This is a genomic window from Nocardioides sp., from assembly GCF_035576065.1.
Lineage (GTDB): Bacteria > Actinomycetota > Actinomycetes > Propionibacteriales > Nocardioidaceae > Nocardioides.
Genome location: NZ_DATLWX010000018.1, coordinates 147,270 through 167,624, shown reverse-complemented (window position 1 = coordinate 167,624; position 20,355 = coordinate 147,270). Strand labels below are relative to the sequence as shown.

Genomic DNA, 20,355 nt, shown 5'->3' with positions numbered 1-20,355 from the left:
GGCGATCATGGCACATCGTGCCATCGCGTGTAGTCTCGGGGGATGGCCGGTCGGGTTCGTCAGCACGACACGCATCAGCGCATCGTCGGCGCTGCGCTCGCGCTCTTCGCCGAGCGGGGCTTCGGCCAGGTGACGATGGAGGAGATCGCGGTCGCCGCCGACGTCTCACGCCGGACGGTCTACCGCAGGTTCCCGACGAAGGGCCACGTGGTGCTGGCCGTTCCGCTGCGATGGCTCGAGGTGTGGGACGAGGCAGTCGACAAGGCGTCGGGGAGTCCGCCCTCGGTCGTGGTCGAGGCGGCCTCGCTCGCCGTCGGCGGCTACATCGATGCCCACCGGACCGATGTCCTGACGGCGTACGCCGCACTCGAGGAGTCACCCTCGCTCGAGTCTGCCGGCACGATCCATCACGAGTGGATCAGTCGGATCGTGACCCTCCTCGAGCTCGAGCCGGAGCCACTGCCCTCCTCCACGCAGCACGTCATCGCGGGTGCCTACATGGGCGCCATCGACGCCATGTTGGGGCAGTGGGTCAGGACCGGCGGTGAGGGTTCGGTGCTGGCCGAGACGGAGGCCGTGATCAGTCGGCTGCGACCGGTGTGGCCCGACTCGGGCCGCTGATGCCCGAGGTCCACTGCTCGCGGTGGAGCCGCTCGAATCCGTCGAGGAGAAGGTCCAGGGCGAACTCGAACTCGAACTGGTCGTCGCAACCCTGTCCCACGACGGTGGCACCGTCGTGGGCACTCGATGCGGCGATGGCCGCGATGTGGGGGTAGTGCGCGGCCATCTGCTCCATGAGCGCGGCACGAGCCTCCGGCGGCCCGGCGACGGGCTCCGCCGTGGCCGCGGGATCGACGAAGAGCTCCTGGGTGAACCCCCACATGCGTCCGCCCAGCGCGTGCATCACGTGGTGGGCCAGGTCCGCTGAGAACCCACCGGTCAGGAACATGCCGGCGAAGGAGTCCATGTACGACAGCACGGCCGGTGTCTGGGTGGTGCGGGACTCGATGACCCGGCGGGCCCACGGGTGGCGGGCCAGGGCGTGTCGGGCGGAGAGGACCCGCCTGCGGACCGCAGGCTTCCACTCGGCGTCGCTCTCATCAGGACCGATCTTGGCGATGATGACCTCGACCATGCCGTCGAGGAGCTCCTCCTTGTTGGCGACGTGCTTGTAGAGCGCCATCGGCACGACCCCGAGCTCCTGGGCCAGACGGCGCATGCTCAGCGCCTCGATGCCGATGGCGTCGGCCAGCGAGACAGCAGCGAGCAGGACGCGGTCCCGGTTGAGCCGGACCCGCGGGCTCGCCTCGCGCTCTGCGGTCACGTCCACACCTCTCGACCTCACGCCCACGAAGCGTCTGGGGGAGTACACCGTACGCTCACGTCACATCGTCGGCCACGTGCTCCTCAGCCGTCAGTCGAGTGAGCGCAGCGCTCGCAGCGCGAGGCGGTCGACGCCATGCGAGTGGTTGCTGAGCGCGACGACGCCGTCGCGCCGGCCGGGACGGAAGCCGACAAAGGAGCGATAGCCGCCGGTGCCGCCGTTGTGCCACCACATCAGCTCGGGGCGGTCGATCCGCATCCAGCCGAGGCCGATCGGCCGTCTGGGATCCTTGCGACGCACGTGAGCGAGCCTGATCGCCTTGGCCAGCGGGGACTGGTCGGGGTGCAGCTGCGCCGTGAGGAACAGCAGCAGGTCGTCGGTGCTGGACCGGAGTGCGCCGGCCGCGGGCAACCCCTCGAGAGGCCACGCTGCGGTGGGCTTCCCGCGACCACGGTGCCCCGGCACGAGACGCGACCGCTGTTCCGCGCTCAGCTGGGCGTCGACCCTGGTGTCGGCCAGACCGAGCGGATCGCAGATGCGCTCCACGACCAGGTCGGCGTACGACCGCCCGACAGCGTGTGCGAGCGCGGCTCCGAGCACCGCGACGCCGAGGTTCGAGTAGTGCATGCTCCCACTGCCGGGTGTCCGTCTGAGCTTCGCCGCGCCCAGCGCCCGGAGCAGCCCGTCCTCGGTCAGCCCGGCGTAGGGGTCGTGGCCTCGCAGCATCTTCAGGGTCCCGGGCACGATCGGGAGCGGCGCGCTGGGCAACCCGGACGTGTGGGTCGCGAGGTGCTCCAGCGTGATCTCGACGCCGTCCTTCGCGGGGACGGTCACCCCTGCCGGGAGCAGGTCACGCACCGGGGTGCCCAGCGACCAGTCGCCGCGAACGACGCCGTCGGCGAGCAGCAGTGAGGTGAAGGTCTTGGTGACGGAGCCGATCTCGAACAGGGTCGACCCGTCGAGCCGTCCGCCATCGGCCGCTCGGCCACACACGGACGTCTCCCCGTCGCTGAGGACCCCGATCACGAGACCGGCGCGTCGGCGTACGCCGCGATCCACCTCGGCCTGGACGCTCGGCCGCGCCTCTGACACCCCCGTCATGAGACAACCGTATCGGTCCTCTGGCTGCCGCTCAGGAGACGGACTGTCCGACCACCACGGGCGGGGGAGTGAGGTCGGCGCCGGTGGGACCCGGCGCGGAAGCCTTGAAACCCTTCACCACGAGGTAGCACCCGGCTGCCGCCTCGAACAGGCCGCCGGGGGCCGTCCTCGATGGGGTGCAGGCACGACTGACCCGCTGACCTGCCGGTCACAGAGCCGAGGTTCACCCTCAGGGACGAAGCGGAGCGCGTGAACTGGCAGCCATGATGAGGGTCCGGCACGACCCCCTTGGAAAGCGACACCTCATGACCAGCTCGCCGCGGATGCTGGGCGATCGTTATGAGCTGGGCGCTGTCGTGGGACGCGGCGGCACTGCCGACGTGTTCGCCGCCTTCGACCACGTCCTGCAGCGCGAGGTGGCCGTGAAGCTGCTCCGTGATGCCACCGAGGTGGACCGCGCGCGCTTCGCGAGCGAGGTCCGGCTGATGCGCATGCTCCATCACCCCAACGTCGTCAGTGCGCTCGACACGGGCACCGACGGCGGACGTCCCTGGCTCGTGCTGGAGCTGGTGGAAGGCATTCCCCTCGACGTCGTCATGGGCGAGGTGCCGGTGGAGGGTGCCCGAGTCGCGGCGATCGGCGCCCAGGTGGCGGGCGCGCTGGCGCACGCCCATGCCCACGGCATCGTGCACCGCGACGTGAAGCCGTCCAACGTGCTCATCGCCCCGGGAGACCGCGCCAAGCTCACAGACTTCGGCATCGCTCGCCGTACCGACTCAGCATCTGTGACCCTGACGGGTCACACGATCGGGACGGCCGCCTACCTGGCTCCCGAGCAGGTGGCGGGGGAGCCTGTCTCCGAGGCAGCAGACGTCTACGCCTTGGGCCTGGTCCTGCTGGAGGCCGTGACTGGACGCCGTGAGTACGACGGTCCGCCGGTCGAAGCTGCGTTGGCCAGGCTCCAGCGCTCGCCTGCCGTGCCCACCTCGTTGCCCTCGGGATGGTCGGGCCTCATCTCCACGATGACGACACGAGAGCCCACGGGACGTCCTACCGCATCGGAAGTCGCCTCACGGTTGAGCGCTCTCGCGGAGGGCTCCGCGGGTGCAGGCGCGTCGGTGACGCAGCCGACGGCGCTGATCTCCGTGGGTCGGACACCCGTCGCTCCGAGGAACAGGACCGCCATGGCGGTCGTGTGTTCCGCGGCCGCCGGCTTCGTCCTCGCGGCGACCCTGCTGGTGGTCGGCGGCGCCGACGACCAACCTGCTTCCGCGTCGGAGACGGCACCCTCCACGACCGCGACCTCTACGCCGCGCGCAAAGGCGTCAGCCAACACACCGAAGCCCGCCTCGAGCGTCCCCGGCACCGCAGCGGCGGCCACGACGATGGTGGCGCCCGTGACGAAGCGCCCCGCCACTCGTCAGCAGACTGGCACCCGCCAGGACCGCGCGAGCACGCGTCAGGGGACTGTCGGCAAGAAGAAGGCGAAGGCGAATGGGGCCAAGGGCAAGCAGCGCGGCTCCCAGAAGGCAAAGTCCGGCAAGGGTCGAGGCTGAGCCCTCGTCCGGGGTAGTCGTTCTGGCCGGAAAGTCTGCGGCCCCGGATTGGGCGACAAATGGCCCCTTTCGCGAACGAGCGCTGCCATGATTGAGCGCGTGACCCGTCCTCGTGACTCTCGGTCCGAGCAGGGCGCGGGCACCGGTGCCAACGCGCCGGCCTCGGACGCAGGGACCCTATTGCCACCGCAAGCCTCGGGTGACCCGCTGGCTGACCGGTTGACCCGGTTGGCCAGGGTCACCAGCGAGTTCGTCATGGCTGACTCGGTGGACGCGGTGTCGACGATCGTGGTCAACCATGGGGCAGAGGCCTTGGGCGCAATCGTGGCGACCATGACGCTCCTGTGCGACGATGGTGAGACCGTCCGCATGGCGGGCCTCAGCAGGGGCGCTCCGATTGACCGCGACGCCTGGCGCACGTTCCCGCTCTCTGCTCGTACGCCGTCGGGGGAGGCCATCCGGACGGGCCAACGGGTCGTGGTCATCGGGCATGACGCGATGAGGCAGAGGTATCCGGACATTCCCGACGTCGGCGCACGGGCCATCGTCACCCTTCCGCTGAGGAGCGGTGCATGCACCGTCGGGGCGATCGCCATGCTGTTCGCCGACGAGCGTGTGCTGGAGGCGTCCGAGGTGGAGTTCCTCGAGATCCTGGCCGACACCTGCGCACAGACGCTCGATCGCATCGCTGCGCAGCTGGACGCCTTGCGACAGAGCAGGAAGCTGAGCTTCCTGGCCGACGCGGCCGCCGAGCTTGCCAGCAGCCTCGACTACGAAGTGACGCTGAACAGCGTTGCCAAGCTGGCGGTGCCGACGTTCGCAGACTGGTGTGCCATCGACGTCGTGGACGACGGAAGGTTGCGGCGGGTCGCTGTCGCACACGTAGACCCCGCCAAGGTGCGACTGGCGACGGAGCTGGCCGAGCGCTACCCGCCCGATCCGGACGGACCACACGGCGCATGGCACGTGATGCGGACCGGCCAGAGCGAGCTCATCGAGAGCATCACCGACGAGATAGTGGCGGCCGGGGCAGTCGATGCGGAGCACGAGCGCATCATTCGCGCCCTTCACCTCCGCAGCGCCCTGACAGTGCCGCTCGTGGCTCGGGACCGCGTCCTCGGTGTGATCACCTGGGTCGCCGCCGAGTCCGAGCGCCACTACACCGAGGAGGACGTCACCCTCGCCGAGGAGCTGGCCAAGCGCGCGGCCGTCTCCCTCGACAACTCCGAGCTCCACAGCCAGACCCTCGCTGCAGCGGTGCAGCTGCAGAACGCAGTGCTTCCCCATCACTTGTCGGTCTCTGACGGCTGGGAGCTCGCGCTCCACTACAGCCCCGCCGGCCGCACCGAGGTGGGCGGGGACTTCTACGACGTCATCGAGCTGGACGACGGCCGCATGGTGATGTTCGTGGGGGACGTCATGGGCCGAGGCGTGGCTGCCGCCGCGGCCATGGCGCAGGTGCGTGCCGCCATCCGTGCCTATGTGGCCCTTGACCCGAGTCCCGACGTCGTCCTCAGCCGACTCGACACGATGTACGACCTCTACGAGGCCGAGCAGCTCGTCACGCTTCTCTACCTCGTGGCCGACCCGGCCACGGACCAGCTCGTCGTGGGCAACGCCGGCCACCCTCCACCGCTCGTGCTCCGCCGCGACGGCTCCGTGGTCCAGCATGTGCACGCGGACGGCGCGCCCCTCAATGTCGTCACGCAGGAGCGATCTACGACCAGCGTGGTCTTCGGCGCGGGGGACACCTTGGTGGCGTTCACTGATGGCCTCATCGAGCGGCGCGGAGAGGACATCACTGCCGGACAGCGGCGCTTGGGTCGCGCGATGCCTGCACTGGCGGGGAGGCCCCTGGCCGACGCACTGCCCGTCCTGGTCGCCGAGGTGGGCGACCCCTCGCGGGACGACGACGTCGCCGTGCTCGCCATACGACGCATCCATTGACAGACGGGGGAGCGGAGCAGGTCATTCCGACGCTGCTCGGCTACGGTCCGACGGTGGATCTGCAGCGACGCATCATCGAGGGGCGGGGCGAGTTCCTGCTCTTCGCGCTGACACCGCCGAGACAAACGGCATCCGCGGAGAGAGCCCAGGAGATCGCGGACATCACGGCCGAGCGCCTCCGGCCGGTGGGCGTGGACGGTCTGATCCTCTACGACATCGACGACGAGAGTGATCGCAACCCAGCGGAAAGACCGTTCCCCTTCCTGCCGACGATGGACCCGGCGGACTATCTTTCGCGACACTTCGACGGCTGGGACACCCCCGTCGTGGTCTACCGGTCAGTTGGGAAGTACCCCGAGCCGGACTTCGACGCATGGCTGCGTGCCCAGGACACGGACCGTCGGCTGTCGGTGTTCGTCGGGGCTGCTTCGCGGGACACGCCCGTCGCCACCTCCTTGGCGCGCGCGCACGCATTGCGGAGCCAGACACGACCCGACCTGCTGCTCGGCGGTGTCGCGATCCCCGAACGACATGCGCGCACCGGTGATGAGCACCTGCGACTGCTGCGGAAGCAGGCCGGGGGATGCTCGTTCTTCGTCACCCAGGTGGTCTACGACGTGAACGCGGCCAAGAACCTCGTGTCGGACTATCGCTACGAGTGCCTCGCACAGGGTGTGACCCCGGCCCCGATCGTGTTCACCTTCTCGGTCTGCGGCTCGATGAAGACGCTCGAGTTCCTCCGATGGCTGGGTGTGGACGTGCCTCGCTGGATCTCCAACGAGCTCCTGCACGCAGACGACACTCTCGAGGCCTCCTTCGAGTACGCCCTGGCTGCCGCCCGGGAACTGATCACCTACTGTCGCCGCCTCGGGGTGCCGTTCGGGCTCAACGTCGAGAGCGTTTCCATCCGGCGCGCTGAGATCGAGGCGTCGGTCGACCTCGCCGCGCAACTGCGCGACGAGCTGCACCGCTCGGACTAGTGGCCCACGCCCGAGCGAGGGCATGGAGGATCAGGTTGAGGGTCGAGCCGGCGACGGCTGCCGCGATGTACAACCATGAGGGGCAGGCGGGTCACCCGACGCGCGCTCCGGCGTGCAGCGCCAGCCCGTCCATCGCATTGACCGTGGCGGTGAACTGACCGGACGAGCTGACGACCACTGATCGACCCAGGCAGCCGGTGCGGGCGCTGTTGATGTCGCCCATGATGACGTCGCAGTAGGTGCCTGCCGGCAGGCTGGTCTGCCAGGTGCGAGAGACGGAGAAGCCCTCGCGGTTGACCACGGCGTACCCCTTGGTGCCGCGGCTGAAGGCGATGGCCTGGTAGCCGTTGCTCCACCAGTTGGAGACGCCCTGCCCGACCGTGGCGTTGTGGAACGAGACCATGTTGGCCACGCCGGTGCGCCGGTGCTCGCACACCCACTCGGTGCTGTTGCACCCGCTGGGCGAACCGTTGACCCAGACGCTGCGGGTCGTGTTGCCCCCGTTCGAAGGGGGTCCTTGGTCGCCGTTGCTGAAGTGGTAGCTCGACATCACCTGCGGGTAGCCGTACGGCCAGGCGAGCATGAAGTAGTTGGCGAGGTTATAGAGCTGACCGTCCTTGTGCGTCACGACCGTCCCGCCGCCGCCGTGGCCGCGCTGGTTGTCGTGGTTGTCGACGAAGACCTCGGCCAGGTCGCTGCGCATCATGCCCCAGGGCTCACCGAACTGGCTGAGCCAGGAAAGCTGGCCGCCCTTGAAGACGCGGCCGATCTCGGTGGAGTACTGGAACTCGGTCACGTCGCCGTTCTGGAAGTACTCGCTCTCCTTGACGGGCTCGCTCGCGGCCTCGATGACCTCCTGGTAGACGTACGCGTTCTGGTTCGAGAGGCGCGAGCGGATCGCCGCGATGTCGCCGGTGGCCATGTGCTTGGCGGCATCGATGCGGAACCCGTCGACGCCGAGCGAGAGGAGATCGTTCATGTACGCCGCGAGGCGGTCGCGGACGTACGTCGCCCCGGTGTCGAGGTCCGCGAGGTTGACCAGCTCGCAATTCTGCACCTCGTAGCGGTCGCCGTAGTTGACGATGTCGTCGTTGCCGTTGCGCCCGCAGTGGTGGAAGTCCCAGGACTGGTAGGTGCCGTTATAGGTGTACGGCGAGTAGGGAGTGCCGGCGCTGCCCGTGCCGGAGCCGACGCCGGTCATGTGGTTGATCACAACGTCGGCATAGACGTCGACGCCGACGTTGCCGCAGCGCCTGGTCATGTCGGCGAACTGGGCCCGGGTGCCGCCGCGGCTCTCGATCTTGTAGCTGACCGGCTGGTAACGCTGCCACCACGGATAGTTCGAGCCGGCCACGATCGCGTGCTCCTGTGGCGGCGACACCTGGACTGCCGCGAAGCCCTTGGGGCCGAGCCAGCGCTCGCACTCCAGGGCCACGTCGGTCCACTTCCACTCGAAGAGGTGGACCAGCACCGACCGGGGCGAGGTGACAGCGGCATGCGCTCCGTCCTGGTCGCGCCAGGGGAGTGGCGCGCCCAGGCTGAGGACCAGGCCCAGCGTGGCCGCGAGGCTCGTGCGCCGGGCCCAGCTACGACGAATGTGGCGTGCGGCCATGACGACTCCCTTGTCGGCGATTCCCGGAGACGCCGAGTCGCCGCCGGGGTTGCTGGAGCGTAGGACCGCTCGGCCGCCATTGTCGATGGTTTGCAGTGAGTGAAAGATCTTGCAACGCGCGGCAGGCGGTCAGGGGCCGACGTCTTGCAGAACTGGTCGCACGTGGGCCTGGTCTGACCGAAGCCGACCTCGACATCGTCAGCGGCGCGGGACCACGATCGCCCAGGGCTGGTCCCAGCCGCCGAGGTGGCTGCTGTCGTTGAGCCACTGCTCGCGGGTCACGGTCACGGTCCGGCCCTCGCCCGGCTCGTAGAAGGTCAGTGCGCCGGACTCGGCGCCAGTGACCAGCACGACGTGCCGGGGGAGTCCAGGGCTGCCGACGAAGACCGGGACGGTGTGTCCGGCCTGCGCGGCCGACGACATCGAGTCGAAGCTGGCGCCGCGGTCGTCGAGCCGCACGAAGTCGACTTCGTACGTCGTACCGGGGACGCCCGAGCCGCCGCCGGCCGACATCTCCCGGGCCACGTCGTTGGGGTGGGTGCCGAGGCCCATCGGCCAGGCCGGGTTGAAGTTGCCATCACGGTCGTTCCAGGCGTTGGTCCGCTCGTGCATCGCCAGCGACTCGGCGGCGAACCGGTCGCGCGGCGTCCCACCCGTGGTCTGGCCGGTCACCGGGTCGTAGCCGGTGAGGACGGACATCGCATACCCCGGGTTGTTGACCATCCGCGACATCACCAGGCTGGACGACCCGCAGGTCGTCCCGTCCGGCTGGACCGCGTCGGCGCCACGGAACCTCGCCGGGTCGAGCGCGGCGATCCGCTCAGGCGTCAGCTGGCCGAGCCGGTCGGCGTACCGCTGGAGCGCCTCGCCCCGCAGCCCCGACGCCTGCGCCCGCTGCACCAGCGCGCCGATCTGCCCGGCCCGCGGATCGGCGGCGGCAACCGTGAGCGCCACCGGCGCGGCGGCTGCAGCGCCACTCGTCTGGTCGGACGCCGCGTCCTGTGCATGCGCCTCCTGCCGGATCTGGGCCCCCAGCGCCGCCACGAACTGGCTGGCGCGGTCCAGCATCGGCCGCTCGGTCGTGCTCCACGAGTCCCGCACCCGCTCGGCGTCGCGGCCGGTCCAGTCGAACGCGTGCAGCAACGCCTCGAGCCGCGACGCCAGCGCGGCGATCTCGCGCGAACCGTTCTCGAGCTGGTCAGCCGAGGCCAGTCCCGCCACCGTGTCCATCCCGAGCACCGTCATGGCCAGAAGATAGGCGTCCCGTCCGCGCGGCAACAAGTGGAACATTCCGGGAGCAGTCGAGTGACGCTCGAGAAGTGCGCACGAGCTGCAAACCGTTTAACAAATCTTTCAACTCCTTAAATATCGCGGCGGCGACACCCCTGTCAACGTCCCAACGCTTGGCGGCGCCGGCGGCCATATTCGAGCTGCGATCGGAGGTCACTCCTCGCGCAAGTCGCCGGCGAGCTGCCTGGTCTTGGCTCTCGCTCGGCGGACCGGTCTGGGCTCCGAGCTCCTCGGCGGTGAGCTGATGTGCTCCGGACCTACGCGGCGACGCGTCCTCCGCGACGGCGCACCGAGCGGCGTCAACACGCCTGCTGGAGGCCTCGGGCGCGGGTCTAGCGGTTCCTCCAGGCAGACCTGAGCCGGGCTCCAGCGCGCCTGGAGGGGTTAGCGGCACGGTTGCTCTCGACCGCACCGCTGCGACCGAGGAGCCCGCGTGACGATCACCGCTGAGGTCAGCGGGCCTATTGGGCATCCAGTTGTGGCAGAGATGGGGCAAGAACAGCCGCCGCCCTTCCAGATGCGGCCGCGCGGGTCTTGTTTTCGACTGTTGTCCAGAGGCGTGCGTAGGTGCTTCGGGTGGATAGCGTGCTGGGGGTAGAGCTCCTCTGGCCGTCCGATGATCCGGTGACGGCGATCGCCCAGCTGACTGACTGGTTGTCCGCCCCAGACCCGGTCAGCCTGCTGATCGAGACCTCCGGGTCGACGGGCCGACCCAAGCAGGTGGTCCTCTCCCGGCCTGCCGTGGCGGCGTCCGTGGCCGCGAGTGCGCGTCGGTTGGGCGCTGAGAGCCAGTGGGTGCTGGCGCTCCCCTCGACGTGCCGCCGTCCGCCGTACGGTCAACGTGCGGATCGCGGCCGACGAGTCCATCCGGCGGGCAGCGGATCCCTACCGGGTGCGCGACCTCGGCGCCGCCGACATCGCGGTGCTGAAGGTCCAGCCGCTCGGCGGGGTGCGCGCGTGCCTGCGGATCGCCGAGGACATCGGCGTGTTGTGGGGCGACGCACCGCCGGCGACCGCGGCGGGGACTGTGCAGACCTACGTCTCGCAGCTGCGTCGGCTGCTCGAGCCTGGCAGCGACGCCCGGACGGCGTCGCTGCTCGTGACCCGCGGACCGGGCTACTGTCTGCTCGTCGACGACGTCGACTTGCGGCGCTTCTCGTCGCTCGTGGACGAAGGCGCTCGGCTTCTGGCCAGCGGCCGAGCTGCCGAGGCCGAGGTCGTGCTCGTCTCGGTGGTCGCGCTGTGGCGCGGCGAGCCGCTCGCCGACCTGACCAGCGACGACGCCGTCCCCGAGCGCAACCGCCTCGTAGAGCTGCACTTGGGAGCCCGGGAGCCGCTGCGCGAGCGCGTCTGGGCCCGGCTGGTCGAGGCGCTGTACGCCGGCGGGCGGCAGGCCGAGGCGCTCGCCGCCTACCGCACGTGCGCCAAGGTGCTGCGTGATGAGCTCGGCATCGACCCGGGGCCGGAGCTGCGTGAGCTCGAGGCCAGCGTCCTGCGCCAGGACTCGTCGCTGGCCCGCCTGGTCCCCAGGCAGCGGACCGCCGAGCCCATCAGCCTGAGCCACCGGGCATTGCACCGGCGTGCGTCAGCGTCGGGGCTTGACGGTCTTAGACTTTGCCGACTCGGGGCTGCGGCCTACGGCGTTCTTCGCGATGACCGTAAACCGGTACGAGACGCCGGGCTTCAGCTGGCGCACCGTGTAGCGGGTTGCCGATGCCGGCACGGCCACCGTTCGGATCTTGCGCCCGCCTGAGTAAACACCAATGGCTTGGCCGGTCAGGGGCGAACTTCCGGCGGCACCCGGGGTCCAGGAGACGCGTGCGGCCTTGACTCGTACTGAGGCAGTCGCCCGAGTGGGGGCGGTCGGCGCAGTCGGGGCCGGCTGCGCTAAGGCAGGCGCAGGCGCAGGCGCAGGCGCAGGCGCAGGCGCAGGGTCAGGGGCAGGGTCAGGGGCAGGCGCAGGGGCAGGGGCAGGCGCAGGTGCAGGTGCAGGGGCGACGAACAGCAGCCGATCCGGCGTGCCGGCAGACCTTGCGGTGACGACCCCTGTGGTGGTGTCGCTGGTAAGTCGGCTCGCGACGTCGGCAGGAGTGGTGGCCAGTCTCTGGGAGATCAGCAGGGCCGCTACGCCGGCCGCATGCGGGGAGGCCATCGAGGTGCCCGAGATGGTGGCGGTCGCCGTTGCGGAGGTGTGCCAGGTGGACGCGATGGAAACTCCGGGCGCGTAGAGGTCCACACAGGTGCCGTGGTTGGAGAAGGAAGCCTGCTGGTCGCTCTTGTTGGTGGCGGCGACTGTGATGGCTGCCGGAACCCGCGCCGGGGAGGTGTTGCAAGCGTCCGCGGCCTCGTTTCCGGCCGCGACGACGGCGGTGATCCCGTCGTCGATCACTGCCTTGAGCGCGGCGTCGACTGTGGAGTTGGCGTTGCCGCCGAGGCTGAGGTTCATAACCGCCTGGGTCCCGGCGGCGTGATGACCTACGGCCCAGTCGAGGCCACCGACCAAGTCCGACATGTAGCCGCTGCCGTCACAGCCCAGGACCCGGACGGGGACGAGCTGTACGGTCTTGGCGATGCCGTAAGTCTTCCCGGCGACGGTACCAGCGACGTGGGTACCGTGACCGTTGCAGTCGCTGGTCCCGTTTCCGTCAGCGATCCCCGTCCACCCCGAGACCACCCGACCACCGAAGTCCACGTGCGTGTCCAGGATCCCGGTGTCGACGACATAGGCGGTCACACCCGAACCCGACGAAGGCGCGGTGTAGTCGGTGGAGAGCGGAAGGCTGCGCTGGTCGGCACGGTCCAGGCCCCATGGCGCGCTGGGCTGGGTATCGGAGGACCGCACGACGCCGTCTATCTCGACCGCCGCCACGCTGGGTGACCTGGCGAGTACCGCAGCCTTCGTGGGAGTAGTGACGATGGCGGCGCCCCGCACCGCGTTGGAGAAGGTCCGCCGCACAGCCACACCCTGGGACCGTAAACTGCGGGCTTCCGCCGCAACATCGGCACCTTGGGCATAACGCACGAGGTAACGGGCAGCGCTCTCAGCTTCTTCTAACGGACGTTCCGATGCGCCGATGCTCGCGGCGGCAGACCCGGACAGATCCACGCTCGAGCCCAGGCTACCCGCGGTCACACCGGCCCCAACCACAACAACAGCGCCCGTGAGAGCACCTACCAGCACGCCTACCTGAGAAATCATCACAGTGGGTCCGTTCAACTTTTAGCACCGCACTGCGGACCGGGGGGAACCCGCAGCGTTGTTGCTTTGTTGCTTGACCTGGGTTCGGAGCCCGCTGCGGGGCCGGATTGGTGTCCGCGGGAGAACGCGCAAAACGCCTCGACAGCTTGCCGATCTCGGTCATCATCGACGCCAAGCTCACATTCCCCGGCATCGACTTGATCAACCCCAGCGCAGTCTCCGAACCTTGAATTTCATCCGGGTCACCGCCGCCATCGACCCCAGCTTCGGCGGCGATCAGGTTCAGAAGGCCGGCCCTCACCGGCGGGTCCAGGCGGGCCGAGATCCGCAGATTCCAATCCTGCTCGGCGCTGCGCAACGCCGAACGCACCATCCGCAGAGTGCCCGGAAGTGTGCCGGCCGTGGACCGGTCGATGGAGCTCGACGTACTGGGTGGGGTTATTGGACGTTGCTGACTGAAGAGTGCTCTGGTGGCTACCAGCGCGCCCGGCGCACTCGGGTGCTCGGGGCGAGGGTGGTTGGACACGCGGCCCGGTTGGCTGCCGAAGGCGGCTCCGGTCGTCTGGTCGTGGTCGTGTTGATGGACACCACCGGCGCCGCCTTCGGCAACGTCCTCAATCGCTGCGGAGGTTGGTGAGCTGTAGGCCATGGGTGCCGCTAGCTTGCTGAGGAAACCGCGTATAGCGCTAGGTGGTGATCTTGGCTGCACCGGCTTGCAGGATGACGGCGTGGTCGTCGACACCTCCGACCTGTTCTACGAGCCCGGCTGCGTCGCCGTTCACCCCGGACGCGGGGGCTCGCGGGACGACTTACTCTTCACCGTCGATGTCCGTGGGGGCACCAACTTCCTTGGCTGGCTGCCGCATGATGTCAGCGCGTGACGACGGCCGCTTCCCCCGCTCGAGGGTCGGGACACGACGGCGGGCTGGGCGTGGGTGTCCCCTGCTCCGGCAGGCGGTCCCGCAGTCCGGCCACGGCGACGAGGGCGACGAGGGCGCCGACCCCGGCCACCCAGGCGACGCCACCGCCGGTGGCGGCCGCGGCGCCGTGGTTCATGGCCTTCGCACGGTAGAGCGCTTCGCCGACGGCCAGGGCTACGACACCTACGACTTGGCGACCGAGGAGCAGCGTGCCCATTGCAGCGGCGAGGTCACGGGGGTGGCAGGTGCGTGCGATGGCGATCTGCAGCCCCGAGAGTGCCGGGCCCATGCCCAGTCCGAGGACTGCCATGGCGAGCAGTGGTAGCCAGCCGGGTGAGGAGCTGTCGACGAGTGCGAAGAGGCCGGCCCCGACGAGGACCACGCTGCCACTGACCAGCAGCGGTCCGCGGACGTCGTTGCCCCGGACGACCGCGACGACGCCGATGTTGACGGCGATTAGCAGTCCGACGAGCAACGGGTAGATACGGACGCCGGAGCCCGTGGCGCTCGCGCCCTGGTCGAGCTGGTACCAACGAGGCACCAGCAGGACGCAGGCGTACAGGCCGGTGGTCGCGAAGGCCCCTGCCAGGAGCAGCCGACCGGTGACGGGGTGGGTGAGGATCCGCAGCGGGATGACCGGTGCGACCGCCCGACGCTCGACCCAGAGCAAGACCCCCATGCCCAGCACGCCGAGCCCGACGGCCCCGCCCGTGGTGATGTCCGCCCAGGTGTGCAGCTCCTGGTGTCGGTTGATGCCGATCAGCAGGGCTCCGACTGACGCGGTCAGGGCGGCGATGCCCCGCATGTCCAGGGGTGTGTCGCGTGCCTCTGTGCGGCCGAACCCCGCAGGCAGCGCGACGAGTAGGACCGCCATCGCGGCGATGCCGATGGGAACGTTGACCAGGAACGCCCAGCGCCAGCCGGCGTGATCGGTGAGCAAACCCCCGACGAGCGGTCCGGCGATGAAGCTGACCCCCATGACTGCCGCGATGGCCGCCTGGCCTGCGCCCTTGCGGCTGACGTTCGACAGCTCGCTCAGGAGGATGAAGCTGACTGCCTCGAGCGCTGCGGCTCCAACCCCTTGGACGGCGCGACCGGCGGTCAGGACCTCCATCGACGCTGCCCAGGAGCAGACAATGGAACCGGCGACGAACATGCTCATCCCGACCAGCAGCACGCGCTGTCGTCCGTACCTGTCGGAGGAACGGGCCGCCACCGGCAGCAGGACGGTGGCCGGGACTAGGTAGGCGGTGAAGGCCCACACATACCACTCACGCCCCCCGAGGTCGTCCACGATCTCCGGGAGGGCTGTTCCGACGATCGTCTGGTCGAGCATGGCGAGAAGCAGGCCAGAGACGACGGCGACCCACAGCAGGACGCGGCGTCGGGGCGGGAGGTGATCAAGTTCCATAGGTTGACAATGACATGTCATTTTATACACGTCAAACGATATAGGTGCACGGTAGAGTCCTGGCATGTCACTGCGCCACGCGATCCTCGGCCTCCTGGCACGAAAGCCATCGACGGGCTACGAGCTGGCGCAGATGTTCGACCTCTCGCTGCGCACCGCCTGGCACGCCAAGCACAGCCAGATCTACCCAGAGCTGGCCAAGCTCGAGAGCGCGGGTCTGGCGGAGGTCACGGCCCGGGGGTCTCGGGGCAGCAAGACGTACTCGTTGACCGATGCGGGTCACGCCGAGCTGCGGCGGTGGCTGGTCGAGGAGGAACCCGACCGTTCGCAGCGCCACGAGAGCACCGTGCGGCTCTTTCTGGGCCAGCTCCTGGCCCCGGATGATCGGGGCGATGTCTTCGCCCGCGACCTGGCCTACGTCGAACGCGAAGATGCACAGCTGCGAGCACTTCACGAGCAGCTCCCGCCGGACGAGCCCTTCGCGGCCCAGCTCGAGTTGGGCCTGCGCCTCAATGCCGTACTCCTTGCCTGGCTGCGTGAGCAGCAGCAGCCCGCAGCGACGTCGAGTTCCCAGACGGGACTGCCGTCGCAGTAGGACCGGCTGGGTAGGGGTGCTCGGTCAGCTCGCTTGATTCATCTGATGCAATACGCAGACTACAAACTGACATAATGTCAGTTATCGGCGGTTCTTCGGTTCCTGCCACACCAGTCACAGACAGGTTCCGTGCACGTGTACCAGACTCATCGACGTTGGTGGACTGTGGCCGACGCTGCCCGTGTTCTCCGTGTGCATACCGACACGCTTTACGACGCTTGCGCGTCGGGAGACTTTCCCCACGACCTCCAGGACCTCGCGGTCACCAGAGCGCAACACCAGAGCCGGAGCAGGATGATTCGCCATGCCCCCATAATTTCAGACCCATAGCGTTCATCTATTTACGACACGCGACACTAGCCTTCAAGGGCGCCAATTAGCGACACCCGGATCGTCAAGATGCCGCACGTCGGGCCGCCCTCATCGGCACGGCGTCGCCTTGGGAAGGTGCGACCACAGCGGTAGGACGCCGGGGAGACGGCCTCCGTCGCGGCACCGAGGCTGGTCGGGTACGGTTTCCTCGCTGTTGGCCCCGGTAGCCCAACGGCAGAGGCGATGGTCTCAAACACCATTCAGTGTGAGTTCGAATCTCACCCGGGGCACTGTCGGGCGCGTTGTCGGTGGTGGCTGGCACGTTGAGGGCATGTATGCCGAACGCGAACGCGCCCGAGCCTGGGACCTTGTCTCCTCCGGCGCGAGCCTCAGCGCGGCGAGTCGCAGCACCGCGATCGCGCGGTCGACGATCCGCTCCTGGATGTTGTCCCGAAGACCGGCTCGGACGGACTGCGCTCCCTGCAACAACGCGTCGCCCACGTGCGGTCCGACTACGCCGCACTCCTCGGCTTCTACCTCGGCGACGGCTGTGTCTCGACCCACGGCACGCACACGACCTTGCGGGTCTCGTGCGATGCAAGACTCTCCTCGGGATTGTCGGTGATGTCTCCCGCCTCGTCGGCGCCGTCCATCCTGGTGGGGGCGTCTTCCACGTCCGCGCTCCCGGAGCGACCGTGGTGCAAGGCAATCGGAAGCACTGGCCGAGTCTCTTCCCTCAGCATGGTGCCGGCCGCAAGCACGAGCGCCCGATCGTGCTGGAGGACTGGCAGCGAGACATCGTGACGGCGTTCCCTGCCGACTTCCTGCGCGGGCTCTTCCACTCCGACGGCGCCCGGGTCAACAACTGGGCGACACGGGTGGTCGCCGGCGAGCGGAAACGCTACGACTACCCGAGGTGGCAGTTCAGCAACCGCTCCGGCGACATCCGCGACCTCTGCTGCTGGGCACTCGACCTCGTCGAGGTGTCGTGGCGCGCGTCGGGCCCATGGACGATCTCGGTCTTCCGGCGGGAGGCCGTCGCCATATTGGACGAGCTGATCGGACCGAAGTCCTGACTCAGCGCGGACGCCGATAGGCCGGCGCGGCGCCGTTGATCGCGTCGCCCATCCGGTGGATCCGCAGTGCGTTGGTCGAACCCGGGATGCCGGGCGGGCTGCCGGCGATGATGACCACGAGGTCACCCTCCTTGACCCGGCCGATGTGGATGAGCGCCTCGTCCACCTGTCGCACCATCTCGTCGGTGTGCTCGACCTCGGCGCCCTGGAAGGTCTCGACCCCCCAGGTCAGGGCCAGCTGCGAGCGGGTGCGCGACTCCGGGGTGAAGGCCAGGATCGGGATGGGACCGCGGTAGCGCGAGAGGCGCCGGGCCGAGTCGCCACTGACCGTGAACGCCACCAGGAACGCGGCACCGACCGCCTCGGCGACTTCGGCCGCCGCCTTGGCGATGATGCCACCGCGGGTGTGGGGCTGCCAGGACACGGCCGCCATGTGACTGAGTCCGTGCTCCTCGGTCGAGGTGACGATGCGCGCCATGGTCTGCACCGCCACGATGGGGTGCTCCCCCACGCTGGTCTCGCCGGAGAGCATCACCGCGTCGGCTCCATCGAGCACGGCGTTGGCGACGTCGCTGGCCTCCGCGCGGGTCGGCGCGGGAGCGGTGATCATCGACTCCAGCATCTGGGTCGCGACGATCACCGGCTTGGCGTTGCGGCGGGCCTTGTCGATGATCCGCTTCTGGTGGATCGGCACGTCTTCGAGGGGGCACTCGACGCCGAGGTCGCCGCGCGCGACCATGATCCCGTCGAACGCGTCGACGATCTCGTCGATGTTGTCGATCGCCTGGGGCTTCTCGATCTTCGCGATGACGGGGACGGAGATGCCCTCCTCGCGCATGATCACGCGGACGTCCTCGGCGTCGGCAGCGCTGCGGACGAAGCTGAGCGCAATGAAGTCGACACCGATCCTGAGCGCCCAGCGAAGGTCGGCGGTGTCCTTGGCCGACAGGGCCGGGACCGACACGGCCACGCCGGGCAGGTTGATGCCCTTGTGGTTGGAGACCTTGCCCCCGACCACGACCTCGGTCTTCACGTCCGTCCCGTTGACGTCGACCACCCGCAGGCGCACCTTGCCGTCGTCGATGAGCAGCGGGTCGCCCGCCTCCACATCGCCCGGCAGTCCGGAGTACGTCGTCCCGCAGCCGTTCACGTCGCCGAGCACGTCTCGGGTGGTGATCGTGAAGGTGGCGCCGGTCTTGAGCTCGACCGGGCCGTCGGCGAACTCGCCCAACCGGATCTTCGGCCCCTGGAGGTCAGCGAAGACCCCGACGCCGTGACCGGACTCGTCGCTGGCCTGCCGCACCAGGTGGTAGAGCCGTTCGTGCTCGGCGTGGTCGCCGTGACTCATGTTGAGACGGGCGACGTCCATCCCGGCGTCCACGAGTTCGCGGATGCTCTGGGAGGTGGACACCGCAGGGCCGAGGGTGCAGACAATCTTCGCTCTACGCACGCGCTGAGCCTAGCGGTTAGATCGATCCAATGCCCGTCCAGGCTCGAAAGCTTTCCTCGACGTGGTCGTTCAGACGCCGAGCGGGCGTTCGTGCGGCTTGATCGGCACCGGCAGCGTCGAGGATCCCGTGAGGTAGGTGTCGACCGCGGCCGCTGCTGCCCGACCCTCGGCGATCGCCCACACGATCAGCGACTGCCCGCGACCCACGTCGCCGGCGACGAAGACGCCGGGCACGCTGGAGGCGTACGTCGCATCGCGGACGACGTTGCCCCGCGCGTCCAGGTCGACGCCGAGCTGCTCGACCAGACCCTCCTGCTCGGGGCCGGTGAAGCCCATCGCGAAGAGCACCAGCTGCGCCGGGATCTCCCGCGCGGTGCCCTCGATCGGCTGGAACTTCGCGTCGACCTCGATGATGCGCAGCGCGGACACGTTCCCGGAGTCGTCGCCCAGGAACTCCTGCGTCGAGACGGCGAAGACCCGGTCGCCAGCCTCTTCGTGGGCCGACGAGACACGGAACGTCATCGGGTAGGTGGGCCAGGGCTGGGTCCCAGGACGCGTCTGCGGCGGCTGCGGCATGATCTCGAGCTGGGTGATCGTGCGGGCACCCTGACGGATCGAGGTGCCCAGGCAGTCAGCACCGGTGTCGCCGCCACCGATGATGACGACGTCCTTGCCGGTGGCGAGGATCTGGCCCGCGACCTCCTGGCCGAGGGAGGACCGGTTGGCCTGGGGCAGGAACTCCATCGCCTGGTGGATGCCTCCGAGCTCACGCCCGGGCACCGGCAGGTCCCGCGCCTTGGTCGCGCCCATGGCGAGGACCACGGCGTCGTAGCGCTCGACCAGCTGCGGTCCCGTCAGCTCGGCACCGACGTTGACGCCGGCACGGAAGACGGTGCCTTCCCGCTTCATCTGGTCGAGGCGACGGTCGAGGTGCTTCTTCTCCATCTTGAACTCAGGGATGCCGTATCGCAGCAGTCCACCGATCTTGTCGGCCCGCTCGTAGACGGCGACCGTGTGCCCGGCGCGTGTGAGCTGTTGTGCCGTGGCAAGGCCCGCCGGACCGGAGCCGATGACGGCAACGGTCTTGCCCGAGAGCCACTCCGGCGGCTGGGGGCGGACGTTGCCCGACTCCCACGCCCGGTCGATGATCGAGACCTCGACGTTCTTGATGGTGACCGGGTCCTGGTTGATGCCCAGCACGCAAGCGGTCTCGCAGGGAGCAGGGCACAGGCGACCGGTGAACTCGGGGAAGTTGTTGGTCGCGTGCAGGCGCTCGATCGCGCCCTCCCAGTCGTCGCGCCAGACGAGGTCGTTCCACTCGGGGATGATGTTGCCCAGCGGGCAGCCCTGGTGACAGAACGGGATGCCGCAGTCCATGCAGCGCCCCGCCTGCGGCCCGATGATCGGCAGCAGCGCGCGACCGATCCCGTCGGGATAGACCTCGTTCCAGTCCTGGACGCGCTCCTCGACGACGCGGCGCGTGGCGACCTGCCGTCCGTGCTTCAAAAAACCCTTCGGGTCAGCCATGGGACGACGCCTCCTTCGTCGGCGCGCCCAGGGCGGCCATGCAGTGCTGAATTTC

General features: G+C 69.0%; 16 protein-coding genes, 1 tRNA gene and 2 pseudogenes. 10 read left to right on the top strand and 9 right to left on the bottom strand.

Features of this window, described 5'->3' with window-relative positions; translation table 11 throughout:
• The first annotated feature begins 42 nt into the window (after positions 1 to 42).
• Positions 43 to 621, top strand: a complete 579-nt coding sequence (locus VNJ48_RS10305; RefSeq protein WP_325601725.1) for a TetR/AcrR family transcriptional regulator — start codon at positions 43 to 45, stop codon at positions 619 to 621.
• Here the strand turns inward: VNJ48_RS10305 and VNJ48_RS10300 are convergent.
• The gene (locus VNJ48_RS10300) at positions 581 to 1,324 is read right to left on the bottom strand and encodes a TetR/AcrR family transcriptional regulator C-terminal domain-containing protein (RefSeq protein ID WP_325601723.1); all 744 of its coding nucleotides are present in this window, start codon (positions 1,322 to 1,324) and stop codon (positions 581 to 583) included. The two genes, VNJ48_RS10305 and VNJ48_RS10300, sit on opposite strands and share 41 nt — an antisense overlap.
• Positions 1,325 to 1,414: 90 nt before the next feature.
• Positions 1,415 to 2,425 carry a serine hydrolase domain-containing protein gene (locus tag VNJ48_RS10295; protein WP_325601721.1) on the bottom strand — a complete coding sequence of 337 codons (1,011 nt, stop codon included), beginning with the start codon at positions 2,423 to 2,425 and terminating at the stop codon, positions 1,415 to 1,417.
• Between the two features lie 305 nt (positions 2,426 to 2,730).
• Between VNJ48_RS10295 and VNJ48_RS10290 the strand changes: the two genes are divergently transcribed.
• The 3 genes from VNJ48_RS10290 (at position 2,731) to VNJ48_RS10280 (ending at position 6,908) form a co-directional block, all read left to right on the top strand.
• A complete protein-coding gene (locus VNJ48_RS10290; protein WP_325601720.1) occupies positions 2,731 to 3,981 on the top strand; it encodes a serine/threonine-protein kinase in 1,251 nt (416 codons plus the stop codon).
• 255 nt (positions 3,982 to 4,236) lie between these two features.
• Positions 4,237 to 5,928 (top strand): GAF domain-containing SpoIIE family protein phosphatase, encoded by a 1,692-nt coding sequence (locus VNJ48_RS10285; protein WP_325601719.1) that lies wholly within the window; start codon positions 4,237 to 4,239, stop codon positions 5,926 to 5,928.
• Between the two features lie 53 nt (positions 5,929 to 5,981).
• Positions 5,982 to 6,908, top strand: a complete 927-nt coding sequence (locus tag VNJ48_RS10280) for a methylenetetrahydrofolate reductase (protein ID WP_325601717.1) — start codon at positions 5,982 to 5,984, stop codon at positions 6,906 to 6,908.
• Positions 6,909 to 6,999: 91 nt separating this feature from the next.
• Here VNJ48_RS10280 and VNJ48_RS10275 read toward each other — a convergent pair whose 3' ends face one another.
• Both VNJ48_RS10275 and VNJ48_RS10270 read right to left on the bottom strand, forming a co-directional pair.
• Positions 7,000 to 8,520, bottom strand: a complete 1,521-nt coding sequence (locus VNJ48_RS10275; protein ID WP_325601715.1) for an alpha-amylase family protein — start codon at positions 8,518 to 8,520, stop codon at positions 7,000 to 7,002.
• A 198-nt stretch (positions 8,521 to 8,718) separates the two neighbouring features.
• The gene (locus VNJ48_RS10270; protein WP_325601713.1) at positions 8,719 to 9,765 is read right to left on the bottom strand and encodes a hypothetical protein; all 1,047 of its coding nucleotides are present in this window, start codon (positions 9,763 to 9,765) and stop codon (positions 8,719 to 8,721) included.
• 862 nt (positions 9,766 to 10,627) lie between these two features.
• Between VNJ48_RS10270 and VNJ48_RS10265 the strand changes: the two are divergent.
• Positions 10,628 to 10,852, top strand: a pseudogene (locus VNJ48_RS10265) (enolase C-terminal domain-like protein); the annotation flags it as partial.
• Positions 10,838 to 11,293: pseudogene (locus tag VNJ48_RS22660) on the top strand (AfsR/SARP family transcriptional regulator); the annotation flags it as partial. The pseudogenes VNJ48_RS10265 and VNJ48_RS22660, both read left to right, overlap by 15 nt.
• 102 nt (positions 11,294 to 11,395) lie before the next feature.
• Here the strand turns inward: VNJ48_RS22660 and VNJ48_RS22655 are convergent.
• Positions 11,396 to 13,009: a S8 family serine peptidase gene (locus VNJ48_RS22655; RefSeq protein ID WP_414689939.1), complete on the bottom strand. Its 1,614-nt coding sequence runs from the start codon at positions 13,007 to 13,009 to the stop codon at positions 11,396 to 11,398.
• 728 nt (positions 13,010 to 13,737) lie between these two features.
• Between VNJ48_RS22655 and VNJ48_RS10245 the strand changes: the two genes are divergently transcribed.
• The gene (locus tag VNJ48_RS10245) at positions 13,738 to 13,890 is read left to right on the top strand and encodes a hypothetical protein (protein ID WP_325601709.1); all 153 of its coding nucleotides are present in this window, start codon (positions 13,738 to 13,740) and stop codon (positions 13,888 to 13,890) included.
• On the opposite strand, the gene VNJ48_RS10240 is transcribed toward VNJ48_RS10245, so the two are convergent.
• Positions 13,880 to 15,340 (bottom strand): MFS transporter, encoded by a 1,461-nt coding sequence (locus VNJ48_RS10240; RefSeq protein WP_325601707.1) that lies wholly within the window; start codon positions 15,338 to 15,340, stop codon positions 13,880 to 13,882. The two genes, VNJ48_RS10245 and VNJ48_RS10240, sit on opposite strands and share 11 nt — an antisense overlap.
• A gap of 64 nt (positions 15,341 to 15,404) precedes the next feature.
• Here VNJ48_RS10240 and VNJ48_RS10235 point away from each other — a divergent pair, with 64 nt between their 5' ends.
• Positions 15,405 to 15,935 (top strand): PadR family transcriptional regulator, encoded by a 531-nt coding sequence (locus VNJ48_RS10235; protein ID WP_325601705.1) that lies wholly within the window; start codon positions 15,405 to 15,407, stop codon positions 15,933 to 15,935.
• Positions 15,936 to 16,464: 529 nt separating this feature from the next.
• Positions 16,465 to 16,537, top strand: a tRNA-Leu gene (locus VNJ48_RS10230).
• Positions 16,538 to 16,780: 243 nt separating this feature from the next.
• On the opposite strand, the gene VNJ48_RS10225 is transcribed toward VNJ48_RS10230, so the two are convergent.
• A complete protein-coding gene (locus VNJ48_RS10225) occupies positions 16,781 to 16,921 on the bottom strand; it encodes a hypothetical protein (protein WP_325601703.1) in 141 nt (46 codons plus the stop codon).
• A gap of 21 nt (positions 16,922 to 16,942) precedes the next feature.
• Here VNJ48_RS10225 and VNJ48_RS10220 point away from each other — a divergent pair, with 21 nt between their 5' ends.
• Complete coding sequence (locus tag VNJ48_RS10220) at positions 16,943 to 17,323, top strand: hypothetical protein (protein ID WP_325601701.1); 381 nt, start codon at positions 16,943 to 16,945, stop codon at positions 17,321 to 17,323.
• 1 nt (position 17,324) lies between these two features.
• On the opposite strand, the gene pyk is transcribed toward VNJ48_RS10220, so the two are convergent.
• Together pyk and VNJ48_RS10210 are read right to left on the bottom strand one after the other, a co-directional pair.
• Positions 17,325 to 18,773, bottom strand: a complete 1,449-nt coding sequence (gene pyk, locus VNJ48_RS10215) for a pyruvate kinase (protein WP_325601699.1) — start codon at positions 18,771 to 18,773, stop codon at positions 17,325 to 17,327.
• A gap of 69 nt (positions 18,774 to 18,842) precedes the next feature.
• Positions 18,843 to 20,300, bottom strand: coding sequence for a glutamate synthase subunit beta (locus VNJ48_RS10210; protein WP_325601697.1), 1,458 nt, complete (start codon positions 20,298 to 20,300; stop codon positions 18,843 to 18,845).
• Positions 20,301 to 20,355 lie beyond the last annotated feature (55 nt).